This window comes from Pedobacter alluvionis (assembly GCF_003664035.1).
GTDB classification, from domain to species: Bacteria; Bacteroidota; Bacteroidia; order Sphingobacteriales; family Sphingobacteriaceae; genus Pedobacter; species Pedobacter alluvionis.
The window spans coordinates 167729-183431 of sequence record NZ_RCCK01000010.1; the positions used below are offsets into that span (position 1 = coordinate 167729).

At 39.7% G+C, this 15703-nt stretch carries 11 protein-coding genes; 6 read left to right on the forward strand and 5 right to left on the reverse strand.

All coding sequences use genetic code 11. From position 1 onward, the window contains the following. Nucleotides 1-254 precede the first annotated feature (254 nt). Both BCL90_RS00955 and BCL90_RS00960 read right to left on the reverse strand, forming a co-directional pair. Nucleotides 255-1130 carry a hypothetical protein gene (locus BCL90_RS00955; RefSeq protein ID WP_121282099.1) on the reverse strand — a complete coding sequence of 292 codons (876 nt, stop codon included), beginning with the start codon at nucleotides 1128-1130 and terminating at the stop codon, nucleotides 255-257. Between the two features lie 2 nt (nucleotides 1131-1132). Then, nucleotides 1133-2380 carry a YdcF family protein gene (locus BCL90_RS00960; protein WP_121282100.1) on the reverse strand — a complete coding sequence of 416 codons (1248 nt, stop codon included), beginning with the start codon at nucleotides 2378-2380 and terminating at the stop codon, nucleotides 1133-1135. A gap of 325 nt (nucleotides 2381-2705) precedes the next feature. On the opposite strand from BCL90_RS00960, the gene BCL90_RS00965 reads away from it, so the two are divergent. Next, nucleotides 2706-5990: a SusC/RagA family TonB-linked outer membrane protein gene (locus BCL90_RS00965; protein WP_121282101.1), complete on the forward strand. Its 3285-nt coding sequence runs from the start codon at nucleotides 2706-2708 to the stop codon at nucleotides 5988-5990. A gap of 10 nt (nucleotides 5991-6000) precedes the next feature. After that, nucleotides 6001-7530: a RagB/SusD family nutrient uptake outer membrane protein gene (locus BCL90_RS00970; RefSeq protein WP_121282102.1), complete on the forward strand. Its 1530-nt coding sequence runs from the start codon at nucleotides 6001-6003 to the stop codon at nucleotides 7528-7530. 701 nt (nucleotides 7531-8231) lie between these two features. Here the strand turns inward: BCL90_RS00970 and BCL90_RS00975 are convergent. Continuing rightward, nucleotides 8232-8849 carry a LexA family transcriptional regulator gene (locus BCL90_RS00975; protein ID WP_166792141.1) on the reverse strand — a complete coding sequence of 206 codons (618 nt, stop codon included), beginning with the start codon at nucleotides 8847-8849 and terminating at the stop codon, nucleotides 8232-8234. Nucleotides 8850-8975: 126 nt separating this feature from the next. Here BCL90_RS00975 and BCL90_RS00980 point away from each other — a divergent pair, with 126 nt between their 5' ends. The 4 genes from BCL90_RS00980 to BCL90_RS00995 all read left to right on the forward strand — a co-directional run bounded on the left by BCL90_RS00980 (nucleotide 8976) and on the right by BCL90_RS00995 (nucleotide 13365). Continuing rightward, nucleotides 8976-10142 carry a hypothetical protein gene (locus tag BCL90_RS00980; protein ID WP_121282104.1) on the forward strand — a complete coding sequence of 389 codons (1167 nt, stop codon included), beginning with the start codon at nucleotides 8976-8978 and terminating at the stop codon, nucleotides 10140-10142. After that, entirely contained in the window at nucleotides 10114-10959 is an 846-nt protein-coding gene (locus BCL90_RS00985) for a HEPN domain-containing protein (RefSeq protein ID WP_166792142.1), read from the forward strand. The genes BCL90_RS00980 and BCL90_RS00985 overlap by 29 nt, the downstream gene beginning before the upstream one ends. A 716-nt stretch (nucleotides 10960-11675) precedes the next feature. Beyond that, nucleotides 11676-12515 carry a 5-dehydro-4-deoxy-D-glucuronate isomerase gene (gene kduI, locus BCL90_RS00990; RefSeq protein ID WP_121282106.1) on the forward strand — a complete coding sequence of 280 codons (840 nt, stop codon included), beginning with the start codon at nucleotides 11676-11678 and terminating at the stop codon, nucleotides 12513-12515. Nucleotides 12516-12600: 85 nt separating this feature from the next. Beyond that, the gene (locus BCL90_RS00995; RefSeq protein WP_121282107.1) at nucleotides 12601-13365 is read left to right on the forward strand and encodes an SDR family NAD(P)-dependent oxidoreductase; all 765 of its coding nucleotides are present in this window, start codon (nucleotides 12601-12603) and stop codon (nucleotides 13363-13365) included. Nucleotides 13366-13494: 129 nt separating this feature from the next. Here the strand turns inward: BCL90_RS00995 and BCL90_RS01000 are convergent, their stop codons facing one another. Together BCL90_RS01000 and BCL90_RS01005 are read right to left on the reverse strand one after the other, a co-directional pair. Continuing rightward, nucleotides 13495-14121, reverse strand: a complete 627-nt coding sequence (locus tag BCL90_RS01000; RefSeq protein ID WP_121282108.1) for a carbonic anhydrase — start codon at nucleotides 14119-14121, stop codon at nucleotides 13495-13497. Between the two features lie 889 nt (nucleotides 14122-15010). Then, a complete protein-coding gene (locus BCL90_RS01005) occupies nucleotides 15011-15652 on the reverse strand; it encodes a Crp/Fnr family transcriptional regulator (protein ID WP_121282109.1) in 642 nt (213 codons plus the stop codon). Nucleotides 15653-15703: the final 51 nt, after the last annotated feature.

The window sequence follows — 15703 nt, forward strand, 5'->3', positions numbered from 1 at the left end:
CGGGGCTTGGCTAAGGTAGTATTTTATTTGTAAGGTTGCAGGGAGCACAATCCGTAGCTTATAAACCCGACAGTAGCGACAACCTCCGATTTTTTCTATCGGAGCTATAGCGAATGGCGGGACTGCAAACTGCCAAGAACCACAAGCCCTCCATTTCCTAATTTGAAGAAATAGTGAGTATTTTATTTCGGTCGGTGAGACACCAACCGATAGGATAAATTTATTGCTGTATTGTTTTATTGTTGGGATTGTCGCTAACCGCCAACCGAGAAATCCATAAAACTCACATTATTTTTACTAGAAGAGCTTACGGCAATTCCTTTGTCTGCTTTATCGGTAAAGGTAAAACCTTCCAGTTCATCCGGTTTATCGGTTTCTATCACTTTGATAACAGATTCCTGGCCGCTGGCAAGCGATTTTTCCAGATTTAGAAAGGTCAGTCGCCATTTGCGGCCTTCAACCTGGTTCTGGATTAAAACGAGTATACCTTTATCTGCAATCCAGTGTAGATTTTGGACCCACGGCGAGCAGGTGAATTTTTTAAAGAGAATTCCCTTTTCGCTTGTTTTATTGGCTTTAGATAAGGCTTTTGGATCGTACAGGCGTACTTCGTTTGCTTTATTGCCATAATCAGCTGTTGCTACAAACCATTTGCCTTTATATTTTACATATTCTGGTCGCGTACCCTGGATACAGGCATCATCTTCAATGCTTTTAATCAGGTTTCCATCTAATTTTCTGGTTTTTAAAAACCCATCCCAATTGATACAGTTGATTACAGCTTTCCAAAGAGTGCCTGCTGCATTTTGACGTACCGAATTGCCCACAAATGTGGGTAAACCTTTATGGTAGGCTATCCCGGTAGGGTGTTTGATGATATTTTCGCCTTTAACGGTGAATTGGTATTCCCGATGCTGATAAATTAAAGAATCTTTGCGGAGCTGATATTCGCGCATTACACCCACTTCTCTGTCGCCGTAAAGAAAATAATGGCCATTTTGGTGAGAAATCCCCTGGCATGCACCTAATGAGTCGATTGTAACTGTTTTCGTGATTTTTCCTTCCGTTTTATTGTACCTGGCTACAAAAAACATCACAATAAGGACTAAAACAGGATTTAGTGTTTTCATGCCTATGGATCTAACGGTTCATCAAAATCAATCTGTAAGGAAGCTGTATTTAAGTAGAATTCTGATTCGGTATCACTTAAACGTTTTCCATTTTTATAAGGATAGTAACCGAGTTCCTTTTTACAGCGTTCGGGCAGGATATCTGTAATGTAGTAGCTTTGCGATTTTACGGTACAAACCATTCCAGCTTTATCTATCGGCATACCGTACCTGAACATCAGTCTGGCACAATTGCGCAGGTTGGTGGTGGTGTGGCGGGCATGTGGTTCCATGATAATGGCACTTTCGGGGATTTGAAGCACTTCCATCAGGAATTTCTTCATTTCGTATGCTTCACTGAATTTGGTTTTGTAGGGATGTACCCGTCCGCCCGAAACCACGATGAATGGTGCTATGCCTTGCTGATATTGCAAAGCTGCTAACCTGCAACGGATCATTCCGCCAGCACTTAAGGCTACTTCTTTTTCCTCCGGACCAGCACCAGGAACCAGGATTACGCTGTAAGGATATTTTTTCCAGTCTGTTTTTTTGATCTTGTTAATGGCGGCAAGGTTTACGCCTTTAGCCATCGGTTCGTAATCGGCGGCATCATTGCGTTCGTTCAATTCTAACGCTTCCAGTGCAAATAACATGGCAGGTTCGAAAAAGAGCTTAGTATTGCCCTGCAGCGATAACAATGCACTAGCTGAGGTTAGTTCTGCATATTCTTTATCCCTTAAACTAAAGCTGATCGAGTCTATTTTCGGGTAATTGGGCTTGTTTCCTTCTACGTAAACACCAATTGCATAATTTACGGCACTGGCATCTTGTTCCCAGGCCTTAACTAAAAGGGCCTTGTGTTGCTCTTTGGCAAACATGGAATAACAACCTGAAGGGATCAGATGATTTTTTACCAAATCTCCCAATGGATTATTTTCTGTATAAAGCAGCGCCAAGCGGTTTCCAATACGGGCTATTTCCTCATTGTTGAATTTTAAAGCTTTGGCGTAACAGCTAATATCTGTTTTGCAGGTTTTCACCGCTTCATTTACCTGCGTGGTTTTTGTTTTGTAGATGTTATTCAGTACCGTATCTGTACTAAGCATTTTGTGCAGCCCGGGCAATTGCTGAAAAAGCGTAAGCAGGTAATAATTTTTGTATTGTACTTCGTTCCTGGTCTTAGTTAATTGATAAGATTGTTGCGGTGCATCCTGTGCAGCTAAACCTGTGTAGAACAGGCAGAGCATAAGGAAAGGATAGAGGGATTTCATCGAAAAAGTTTTGGAAGCAAACTTAAAGACCTCCCATTAAAGAAACATTAAGAGGGTGTTATGCCTTAATGCTTTAATAAACCGATTTAGGTGTTGTTTAATTTGGCTTAATGTTAATTTAAAGTACACGTCGAGATTGGTGTGAAGAGTTAACGTAGGGGATACATAGTGTTAAAAATACACTTATACTTTTGTCGCCGTAGAACGCTCCTCAAATTAACCTGTTAACGATAAAGGATAAGCCTATGTAAATGTGAAAATCTACGCTTCTACTTAAAAACACAAAACCCAATTATATTTCAAAACCATTACTAAGAACAAAAAGATGACATCATTTTTTTTAACCGCAGGTATAAAAAATACCTGCCGGAAATTGCTTTTGCCTTTAGGCTTACTGGCCATCTGTAATTCAGAAGCAATAGCAGTAAACCACGGTATGCTTGCCTCAGGATTACATCGTAAAACCTTTGCCTCGGTAAGTGGAACGGTTACCGACCAAAACAACCAACCTTTACCAGGTGTAAGTGTATTTGAAAAAAAGACCAAAAAAACAACGGTTACCGATGCTAATGGTAAATACGCTATTTCGGTTGAGGATGGGGCAATTTTAGTATTCTCTTATATCGGTTACGATAATCAGGAAGTTGCGGTTAACGGACGCCAAAATATTAATGTTATTTTAAAAGAAAGCAGCAATACCCTAAATGAGGTTGTAGCTATCGGTTATCAGAAGATCATAAAATCGGACGTAACAGGTGCCATTAGCAGCGTTAAAGCCAGCGAAATGAATTTAACTTCTCCAACTGTTGGCCAGGCACTGGTTGGTAAGGTTGCAGGTGTTCAGGTATCGCAAACCAGTGGTGCACCATATTCGGGTACCAAAATCAGGGTGAGGGGTATCGGTTCCATTAACGCCAGTTCTGATCCCTTATATGTAATTGACGGTTATCCGGCAGGAAACAATGTATCCATCAATCCGGAGGATATCGAAACCATCGACATTTTAAAAGATGCGGCTTCTGCTGCCATTTATGGTTCAAGGGCTTCGGGTGGGGTTGTGTTAATTACCACCAAAAGAGGTACAGATGGAAAAGGAAAGTTTGAATATGATGTTCAGGGAGGAATTTCTCAGTTGGCTAAAAAAGTAAAATTACTGGATGCCAATCAGTTTATCCAGCTTTTAATTGACGGACGTAACAATGCGTACAAGGATTTAGTAGTTAACGGTGGCAAAATTACCTGGAACGACTCAATGTTTAGTGATAACAATGCTACGCGTATCACCAATGTAGGTAGTGGAAGTAGTGTAAGCATTCCGGCCGATCTTTATAATTTTAGTACGCAACAGGCCATCCCTGCTGCCTATAATACCGATTGGCAGGATGAACTTTACCGCAATGCAGCATTTCAACGCCATAATCTTTCATTTTCTGGCGGCACCAAAGATGTAAAATACTTTTTAAGTGGCGGTTACCAGAATAACGATGGTATTGTAACCAACACCAACCAAAAGGTAACCAATTTCAGGGGTAATATTGAAGGCAAAGTGAGTGAGCGTTTACGTGTAGGCGCAAACATTTCGTATACGCAGAACGATAACCGCGAGGTGAGGGAAGGACGTTATGATTTAAGTCCGATGATGTCGGCTTTGATCTACCTGCCTTATCTGCCTGCAAGGGATGCCAATGGAAATCCGATCCAGTTTGGCATGGGTGCTTTATCCTCTCAATACGGTATTCAGAATCCTGAGAATCCTTTGGCTACAGTTGAACAAGTAAAAATTACCAGAAAGGGATCCAAAAGTAACTATAACGCCAATGCTACCTATACTATATTTGATGGATTAGATTTTAAAGCCAATTTAGGTACACAAACTTATAATGAAAAATATGATTTTTATCTGCCAACCAGTTTAAGTAATGGTAATAATCCACCTTATTCTACTGCTTCGTTAACGGCGGCGAATGCCATTGCGCAAACCCTTAGCCAGGTAGATCAGCTTGGGGAGTTTACCCTACACTACAATAAGACCTTTGGTAAACATAAAATTGATGTGCTCGGAGGATATTCCGCGCAAAAAACAACCAGCGATCTGATCCGTATTTCTGCCAATGGTTTCCAGAATGATAAAATTGGCGAAATTACCGATAAAGGCGCTGAAGCAGGATTTTTGACTTTAATTACAGATGGACCGAACAGAACAGCTAAATCTACCAATACTTTACTTTCTTATTTCGGTCGTTTCAGCTACAATTATGCTGGCAAATATTTTTTAACCGGTTCATTCCGTCGTGATGGTTCATCAAGATTTGGTCCGTTAAATAAGTATGGTATCTTCCCTTCAATAGCTGCGGGCTGGAATTTATCTGACGAAAGTTTTTACAATAATTTTTTAGGGGAACAATCGAGGGTTAAGTTAAGGGCGAGCTGGGGCTTGAGCGGTAACAATAACATTCCGAATTACAGAACTGCGCAGGAAATGAGTGCGCCGGGTGGTGTGGTTTTTGGAAGTGCGGTTTCTACCGGCATTTGGCCAAGTAGCATTCAGGATAGGGGATTAGGATGGGAATCTACTTCTCAATTCAACTTTGGTACCGATATCAGTCTGTTCAAAAATCGTGTATCAATCATGGTAAATTATTATTTAAGTTATTCTTTCAACCTATTGTTTAATAAACCGCTTTCTGCAGTTGCCGGAACACCATCTATATTAACCAATCTTACTGATAGCAGGGTACGCAATAAAGGTTTCGATTTGCAGATTGACGGTAAAATCATCCAAAATGAAGACTTTACCTTGGGTTTAAGCGGAAACATTGCGGCAAACCGAAACAAAGTTTTAGACCTGGGCGGTAACAGTACAATATTTACGGCTGGTGCAGAGCGTTCGTACATTACACATGTTACACAAGAAGGGCAGCCAATCGGTATGTTTTATGGATTTAAGGTTCTTGGACGGATTACTGCCGATAATTTAGGCAAGGTAGCGCCGTCAGCTTCTTCAACCAACCCGGCAAAAATCGGCGATTTATATTTTCAGGATACCGATGGTAACGGCATTGTTAATGATGCGGATAAAACCGTAATCGGCACGCCATACGCAAAATTTACCTATGGTTTTGCCTTAAACACCTCTTACAAAACGTTTGATTTAAGGGCATCCTTTAATGGATCGTACGGAAACCAGGTTTTAGATGGACAGGATTATTACCTGTATAACTTTGAAGGTTCGGGAAACCAATATGTAGAGGCTGCCGATCGTTACAGAAATGAAGCCAATCCGGGTAGTGGTTTAAATTACCGTGCATCGCGTGCAGGTACGCAAAGTAACAGTACCCGTTTATCGTCTTTCTATATTCAGGATGGATCTTACTTCAGGTGTACAAACATTACTTTAGGTTACAGTTTCCCAAAACAACTGGCCAATGCGCTCAAAGTGAGTAATATCCGTGTTTATGCGAGTGTAGATAATGCATTTACCATTACCGATTATAAAGGTTATAACCCCGAGGTAGATTATAGCGCAGGTAATAACCTTGCGCCTGGTGTAGATTATGGAAATTACCCATTGGCAAGGACCTATAACCTTGGTATCAAATTGACTTTTTAGAACTAAAGAAATGAAAAAACATATTTATAAAGTATTGGCCCTAAGTGCAATTTTAAGTTTGGGTGCTTGTAAAAAAGATTTTCTAAACCAAAGTAATCCAAATGCCATTGCGGTAGAAAATTATTTTAAAACAGAAAATGATGTATTATTGTCAGTAAATGGTGCTTACCAATCGTTAAGAAGCAGCAATACCCTGGGCGAAAACAGCGGACTGTTTACCGACGAGCGTTCTGACGATGCAGGAAGAAACGATAACCAGAGTAATGCCGGTGAGCCATTTCAGTTTAATGACTTCTCGTTACTTCCAAGCAATTCTTATTTAAAGACTCACTGGTTAGCACTTTATGAAGCCATTGGCAGAACCAATGTTGTACTGACAAACATCGATAAAGTCTCTTTTACGAATGCGGCTACTAAGGAGAATTATAAAGCAGAAGCTAAGTTTATCAGGGCGATTATGTACTTCGAACTGGTTAGGAAATGGGGTGCGGTACCAGTCGTAACCAAACAGCTAAGCACAGCCGATGAAGTGAGAGAGAATACTTTCCGTGTACCTGAGGCCGATGTGTATAACCAGATAGTTGCTGATTTAAAAGATGGTTTAAACAGTACGCTGCCAAACTTCCAGTCAACAGCCAACCTTGGCAGGACTTCAAAAGCAGCCATAAATGCTTATCTGGGCAAGGTTTATTTAACCATGGCGGCCACCCTGCCAAATAATAAAGCTGAAAACCTAAGCAATGCCAATACTTACTTGTTGGCCGCTTATAATATGAAAGCTTTTGGGAACCTTTCTGAAATTCCATATACTGATGTTTTCGACGTAACGAAAAAAACAACCTGTAAAGAATTGATTTTCCAGATTTCTAACAAACAGGGCGATATTAATTATAGCTCTAGCATCGCCGCCAACAACCAGGCAAAAGGAGAAACCATTAATTCGTTAAAGGTTTCTACCGGTATCGGTGGTAATGTAAAGCTAGATTTGATCAATGAATATGAAACAAGTGATTTAAGGAAAGATTTTTCTGTAAAGTTTGCAAATGATGCTACGGTAAAAGATTGGTTTATTACTAAATTCCGCGATGCGAGCCAATTGGCAACCAATAATGGTTACGGAGGCAACGACTGGATTTTAATGCGCTATGCCGATGTAATTTTAATGCTTGCTGAAGTTAATATGTTGCAGGGCAACGATGCGGTGGCGATTCAGTATTTAGATATGGTAAGAACAAGAGCAGGTATGCCAGTTTATGCAGTAGCCAAAATGGATGCGACTTATGCGGCTAAATTCCCGACTTTAAAACTAGCTATTTTACACGAACGTAGGGTAGAGTTTGCTTTCGAACACCAAAGATGGTTCGATTTAATCAGGAATTTTACTGCTGCAGAGTTGGTTACTTACTTAAAAGCGAAACCACAATCATCGTATGGAATTGCTAAGCTGGCTAACGTAACCACAAAAGACAGGTATTATCCTATTCCATTTGATGAAGTGAAATTAGATCCGGTTAAAATGTACCAGAATCCAGGTTACTAAAAGAATTGTAATATTTTAAGAAAAGCGGCCTGATCGATGATTGGGCCGTTTTTTTAGTTTGGAGTGTGTGTTTTATCTCTAAGTCTATTCAATAAACTGTGCGATTGATTAAATTTTCCCCGATTTTCTCGGGAGGCGACCATGGCAGATTCTCAAGAGGGGCGTCATTTCCTCGCATGCGGGAATCTTAATGCAATATAAAAAATCTGCTAAGGCATATTTAAACCAGGTCCTTCGACAAGCTCAGGATGACATTTTTATCATACAGATTCCCGCATGGCTTTTTAAATCTGCGAAAATCTGCTGATCTGCGGTAACCTTTTTTATTTAGTCCCGCTGATTAAAGATGATAAACGCAGATTCTGCTTGCCGAATCTAATTCACTCCGAATTTGTCACGTTGAGCCTGTCGAAACGCCTTAAGATATTTAAACCAGGTCCTACGACAAGCTCAGGATGACATTTTTTAATACAGATTCCTTCATGGCTTTCTAAGATCTGCGAAAATCTGCTGATCTGCGGTAACCTTTTTTATTTAGTCCCGCTGATTAAAGACGATAAACGAATCTAATTCACTCCGAATTTGTCACGTTGAGCCTGTCGAAACGCCTTAAGATATTTAATCAGATCCTTCGACAAGCTCAGGATGACATATTTGAATACAGACTCGAACTCAAAAGCGTGAACTGAAAACTGCATTACCTAAATAATATTCCGTGTAATTTTTCCTTTGATAATATAAAGTGCCAGGATACTTTTTTTGCTGATTACAGTATCGCCTTTAAAATTTGGATTTGAAGAACGGAGGATTAGTTTGGTATCATCAGTGTGCTGAAAGATTAGCTTTATGGTACGCAGACTGTTGCTATCTTCATCCGTCATCACCACATAAGCTTCTCCCCATTGTAGAATTTCGTAATTGGTAATTTCTTTTATCGCTATAATTTCGCCTGCGCCGTATTTTGGGTACATGCTATCGCCATAAACTGGTAAATAGGCCGTGCAATCGTTAAAAGGGAGGTAATTTACAAGATATTCTGCCCGCTGTTCTTCTACTATATGGTCTTTCGCATCTGATAGGCTCATATCGAAGTAAGGAACACCCTCTTTGCTTTCGCCAACGGCTGGTTTCTTTTTAAAAAACGGCTCGCCAATTCCATCTTCCAGCCAGGGTAAATTGACGTCGAATTTCATTTCTAACCTATCTTTAATAGCATTAGATACGTTGACCCTTTCTCTTAAAATATCTGATAAAGAACCTTGTTGAATATTCAATGCAGCAGCAAAATCCTTTTGAGTCTTAAAATGCAGTAATTCCATTAACCTTTTTAAGCGCTGATTTTCATTCATGAGAAATGTTGATAAGTTTTATGAATTAATTATAGTTTAACTATATGTTTTTTGCTAAATTCGTTAGCTAATATAATCATTTAAAAAATATACACTATGGAAGGGAACTTAAATTTTAAAAAAGAAACTGTGGCATTTATTGGTGCAATTGAAAGCTTTTTTTCATCAAATGGCGTAAGCTACCATTTAAATTTTTTAAAAAACTGGTTAATCCCTCCACAGAACGAATTCGATTTTTCGCCACAAAAGCACCCGGCACAGCTGTTGGTTTTTTACGAAAAACTGGTGCCGCTTTTCGATTATTCGGATTTAATTTTTAACCACATTGAAACCGATACCGCATTTGTGAAAGCAATTGGGGCTGATGAATGTGGTGTAGAACGCGAAACGGTACTGCTTGATTACTATCCGAAACTGTTAAGCAGCGGAGAAATGCAAAACCCAAAACTTACCTTTCTTGATATTTTCCTGTTTTTTCAATCAGATACCTATAAGCTGGTTTACAAAGAATGGCTGTTGGCCGCATTAGAAAATAACCTCGATCTGGATTGGGATCAGTATGTTGCGGAGTTTTACGAAAATACCAAAAAAATGCTGGAGGCTTGCTGGCTCATCCACGAAAGGATTATTACCAGAAATAGTTTCAAAAAGATCGATCGCTACTACCATATGGCCATATTCGAAAGTACATCGCCTTTGGCTTTCGAACAGGAATTATTTAACGATCCATTTAAAGTGATTGAATTTTTCTTTAGCCTGGATAACCTTAGCGGGCATAAAGCTTATTTAAAAAACTGGTACAAAGCTGCCCTGGCAGAAGAGCAATGTGTGAGCGATGTGGCCGATTATTTTTTCTTCTATAACCAATTTACAAAACTGCTTAATGCGGGTTATTTAATTACGGCTAAAAAGCTAACTTATCAGGTCGCCGAGGGTTCGCCCGCTGCTCAAGAGCAATTTATAAACAGCGATGCCTACCACAAAGAACTGTGTGAGGTAAATACGCTTGCTGCAGTACATATAGAAAATCCTTACCTGTTTGTGGAGTCCTATTTTATTCCCGAAAAAATTAAACAGCTGCGGTTAGGTCTTTTAGAGTGGTTGTATGCGGCTTTCAGTACCAGGAGCAGCATTAAACTAATGGATAAGGAATTTTTGTTTGAGCAGTATGAAAGCATGATGATGATTATAGAAGCTTTTTTTGTAATGATCAATAATCCTGCGTTGAATGAAAATGATGAAGGGGGTTATTATGTGGAGTAAATCTTTAAACCTCGGTCATGGTGCGCTAAAAGATGAAAGCATAGTGCGTTTATTAAAGGGCATTACGGCTGCGGTACCTGCTCAGTATATTTATCTCCATAATAACTTTTTGGCTGGTAAGGCAGCACCAGAAATGCTGATTATGGTTTCGTTTAAAAACGTGCGTATTTTAAACGAATTAACGCCGGTATTAAATATTGTGTTTAACGGGCAAATGGAATTGAGTTACCGGGTTTTCCATGTACACGAGGTGGAGCAGGCATTACTGCAGGGAAGTTTGTTTTTTTACTATGCCACCACCGCTCAAAATTGTTTATTCAGTACATCCGGAACTTTTCTAAACGGGGGCACACCAGAACTTGTTGCGGATCAGGTTAGCACTATGTATCGCCACGGAATTGATAAGGCCAATAAATTTTTATCAGGCGCAACATTCTATTTTAAACAGCAACATTTAGCATACTGCGCTTTTATGTTACATCAGGTTTTCGATTTGATGTATGGGGCCATCGAAACTCTGGTAATGGGAAAGGATAAAAAAACACACCGCATTAAAGTTCATCAATTGTATATTAAACCTTATGTAAAGCCGCTTTCCAAGTTATTTAATGATAGGGAAGAAGAGGTTAGCCTGTTGCATTTGCTTGATGAGGCTTATCTGGCTGTTCGTTACGAAAACAATTACACGATCGGTGAACCAGACGTGTTGCGCCTGTTTGAGAAGGCAGATTTATTGTATGTGCTTGCAGAACAGGTTTATCAGCGTATTATGAACAATCATTTCGATCAACAGCTTAGCAGAATAGGTATGGGTTAAGTGTTGCTGAGAAACTCAGTCTGTTTTTTTAAAAATTCTAAACGAAATATTTACGCCGTATAATAAAAATAAATCCATTGTTTTGTTCAGGAAATGAGTGTTTAGTATTTCTTCGGCAACAGCAGCCCCGTTATTCGCTTTATCCCGATGGAAAACCTGTGAAACAAGCAAGCACACCAAAATATAACATAAACCGGTGCTTAATCGGGATGCACGCTACTACCGGGTTTATGAACACTGGATTGTGCAAAACTGCGAAAATTGATGTTTGCCGGCTGTGCTATTAACCAGTAATAGTAATGCCTGCCTTGCCATCTAGACCCGATTTGAATGGTAGCTGCCGGCTTCACGCCGGCACTACAAACGAGCGGGACGAAACCTGAATAATTGTACTGAATTTGCTCTCCAAATAATTTAAAAAAAACTCAGTTTAGCTATTAAACGTGCATATTAAAGAAAATAAAATATAAACTTTTTTTCTGCCTTCCTGATCTGTTCGCAGTTCGTTTCGCTTTTTAACCCTAGGACTGCCTGCCGATCATAAATTCTGGACAGATGCACCCGTACTCTGACCAGTTTAAAAGCCTGGAGCGGGCAAACCATAAAAAAGGATTATAAAGTTGAGTATTAATACCAATAATAAATATCGTATAAATATATTTGCGATAGGATCTGTTATGAGTTCAGGTCCTGATCTCAAAACTCAATTTTAACCAATGAATAAATTCGAAAGCCGTTACGCTCAAAGCCCTAAAGAAGTTAAACAAATGGATACCGCAGCTTTGCGGGAAAATTTCCTGATCGAAAACGTATTTGAGGCCAACCAGGTAAACCTAACCTTATCTCATTTTGACAGGTATATTGTTGGTGGTGCAATACCAGTTGATCAGAAAATAGCACTTCCAAACCCTGATGATTTAAAAGCGACCTACTTTTTAGAACGTAGGGAACTGGGGATTATTAATGTTGGCGGAAAAGCTATTGTTACTGCTGATGGCGAAAAATACGAACTGGATTATAAAGAAGCTTTATACATTGGTAAGGGTACAAAAGAAGTGTTTTTTGAATCTGCTACACCAGGCGAGGCTGCGAAATTATACATCAATTCTGCCCCTGCACATCATACTTACCCTACTAAAAAGGTAAGCAAAGCTGAAGCGGAGATTGTAGAGTTGGGTACGCCTGAAACAGCAAATCATAGAATAATTAATAAGTTGTTAGTGAATAGTGTTTTGCCAACCTGCCAGTTGCAAATGGGTATGACTGAGTTAAAATCGGGTAGCGTATGGAATACCATGCCTGCACATACGCACGATAGAAGGATGGAAGCCTATTTCTATTTCGAAGTTCCAAAAGGGCAGAGTGTTTGTCACTTTATGGGGCAGCCACAAGAAACCCGCCACATCTGGATGCAGAACGATCAGGCCGTAATTTCGCCAAACTGGTCTATTCATTCAGGAGCAGGTACAAGCAACTATACTTTTATCTGGGGTATGGCCGGCGAAAACTTAGATTATGGCGATATGGATCACTGTGCCATTAACGAACTGAAATAATAATTTCTTACCGTTATCTCGATCCGATAGTTATCGGATGAAGCGTAGCGAAATGGAGAGATCTAAAAACTGAATTTTAAACATCATGTCTGACATATTTAATTTAGCAGGTAAAACTGCATTAGTTACCGGTTGTAAAAGGGGAATAGGGAAAGCTATGGCTTTAGCTTTGGCCGAAGCAGGTGCCGATATTATCGGCGTTTCTGCAAGTCTCGAACTTCAGGGTAGTGCTGTTGAGAAAGAAATTTTAGCGCTGGGTAGAAAATTCTATGCTTACCAGTGCGATTTTAGTAAACGCGAAAAGACCCTGGCTTTTGCGGCCCAGGTAAAAGCAGATCATCCTGTTATTGATATTTTGGTTAATAACGCCGGAACGATTTTACGTCAGCCAATTGCCGAACATTCTGATGAATATTGGGATGAAGTAATTGCCGTAAACCAAACAGCACCGTTTATTTTAACACGCGAAATTGGCAGGGAGATGATTGCCAGAGGAAGCGGAAAAGTAATTTTCACGGCATCATTACTATCATTCCAGGGTGGTATTACCGTTCCTGGTTATGCCGCCAGTAAAGGTGCAATTGCCTCTTTAACCAAGGCTTTTGCAAATGAGTGGGCCTCAAAGGGTGTAAATGTAAATGCAATAGCGCCCGGATATATCGCAACCGATAATACTTCTGCTTTACGCGAAGATCAGGATAGAAGCACTTCTATTTTATCGCGCATCCCTGCCGGAAGATGGGGAACACCAGAAGATTTTAAAGGACCAACAATATTCCTGGCCTCGCCGGCCAGCGATTATGTGCATGGAACAATCTTGACCGTTGATGGCGGTTGGATGGGAAGGTAGGTTAGTCCTTAGTCAGGAGTCTTTAGTCCGGAGTCGATGTTTAGGAGTATTTAAACCTCGCAGGTTTTTAAAACCTGCGAGGTTTTTTATGCAATTTGTACTGAGGACTTGGGACTCATGACTTGGGACTTAATAAAGATTATAAATCTCCTTAATATCTTTCAAAATGGCTTCGAAATCGATTTTAAGGTCGATTAATTTACCTGTATGGATATCGAAAACCCAGCCATGTACCGTTATCCCACGGTTGGTAATTGCTTCCTGCACCGCTGCGGTTTTTAATAAGTTAACGCATTGTTCCTGAACATTCAGCTCCACCAGTCTGTTGTAACGTGCGCCTTCATCCTCAATGGCATTTAACTCATCTCTATGAATGCGGTAAACGTCGCGGATATTCCTTAACCATGGGTTTAATATGCCCATATCGGCAGGTTGCATTGCCGCTTTAACACCCCCGCAGTTGTAGTGACCGCAAACCACAATATGGTTCACCTTTAAATGGCGCACAGCATAGTTTAGAACCGTCATTACGTTTAAATCTACGTTGTTTACCAGGTTGGCTACATTCCGGTGTACAAAAGCCTGACCTGGTTGTATGCCCATTAAATCTTCTGCCGTAACACGGCTATCTGAACATCCGATATATAAAAACTCCGGACTCTGTCCTTTTGATAATTCAGTAAAGTAATCAGGATCAATGGCCAGTTTATCGGCGATCCATTTTTCGTTGTTCTTAAAAACGTCTTCTACATTCATATTTGTGCTTTAAATAGGCTTTTTGAATCTGTAAATTATGTTAAGCTGTTGTTTATGCGGATATAAAATTAAAAAAGATTTTCTGATTCTGGCAGCATTCTTCGTCTGTAATTGTTGTGTTCAGATTGAAATAAATGAGCCATGCAGATTTTCTTTTGTAGATTGTTTTAACAAACTTTATCCTGAAATGTTTGCTGATTTTTGAGCTATTGAGGAAGGAAATTCAATGTAGGAATTGTCGAGGGGTGTAGTAAAGGTTTTAATGTTAGCATCGTTACGCTGACTTGTAGCGATAGGAAAGCTGCAATTGAATTAATTTCAGGTTTTATATTACAGGCAAGGATTATTTCCGACAAACAGGCCTATTGTGTTAGCTCCTCTCTAAGGCGATCGTCCTGCTGATCCGATAGCTATCGGATTTATTTTAGCATATTTCCTGGCTAACTCTAACGCAAATATTGAAATTTTCCGCTCTATGCCGCGGTGGCATGGTACTTTGGAGCGCCAAAGTACCCAAAGCGCTTTGTCAATCCAGCAATGGGCCTTTTACACAACCCTACACGCATCAAAAAAACGGTGGCACTTCGTTTTGTGTTCAATATTTTTTAAAATTAAATCATCGTTATGAACACAAAACCACTGCGTTTTAGGTTTGGCAATGCTATTTGTTCTTTCCTGCAACCGTTTTTTTGATCTCTCCGGCCCTTGGGATTGACGGCGTTCTTCGGTAAAGCCTGTGTTGTATTAAAGTTGCTTAGCAAAAAGAATAAAAACCCAAACCAGAAGACGTATGTACACGATAGGCAAAAAGTTGGTAACTTTTAATGACTTAAATGGATCATGAAAACGCACAGTTGATTTAAAATAGCTTTTGGACAATAATCACTGGTTATCCTAATCTTTCCAGCAGCTTTTTCATATTGGTTAGCTGCAGGATGTTTTTAAATTCAGGGGTATCAAAACCACCTTTAGCGATTACCTGTTTCAGGCTTCTGTTAAAGCTTCTTACAGAGATACCCAGATAGGCCGCCATGTCTTCTTTAGAGATGGAAATATGCTCATCAGCCTGCAATTTAAGTAATTTTAAAAGTGCATATTCTAAAGTATATAACTGTTGGAAGGATGCCCGCGTGCTGGTTTGGATAATTCTGGTAGACAATTCCTGGAGTAAGATGCTAGTGAACTCAACACTTTTATTAATCAGCGAAAGGAAAAGATGATCAGGTATAACATAGGCGGTAACCTCACTTATTGCCGCTACATTGCACAAACAATTGATCTTTTTTATAGCTTCTAATTCGCCAACTACTTCGCCCTTACCTAAAAATTCGATAATAAAATCTTTACCGTTTTCTTCAGAAATAAAACATTTGCTAATCCCATCCTTAATGATGTAAATATTGCTGATTTTTTCACCCTGCTCAATAAATCTATACCCTGCTTTAAAGTTTTTAAGCGTAATGGCCTCTTCTTTATTTTCGGCGCAAAAACGTTCAATAAATGACAAGAAGGTAAGGTTGGTACGTAGCATATTTATTTAGTCGAGACAAATGTCCTTTTTTAAAGGTAATGGTTGCTTTAC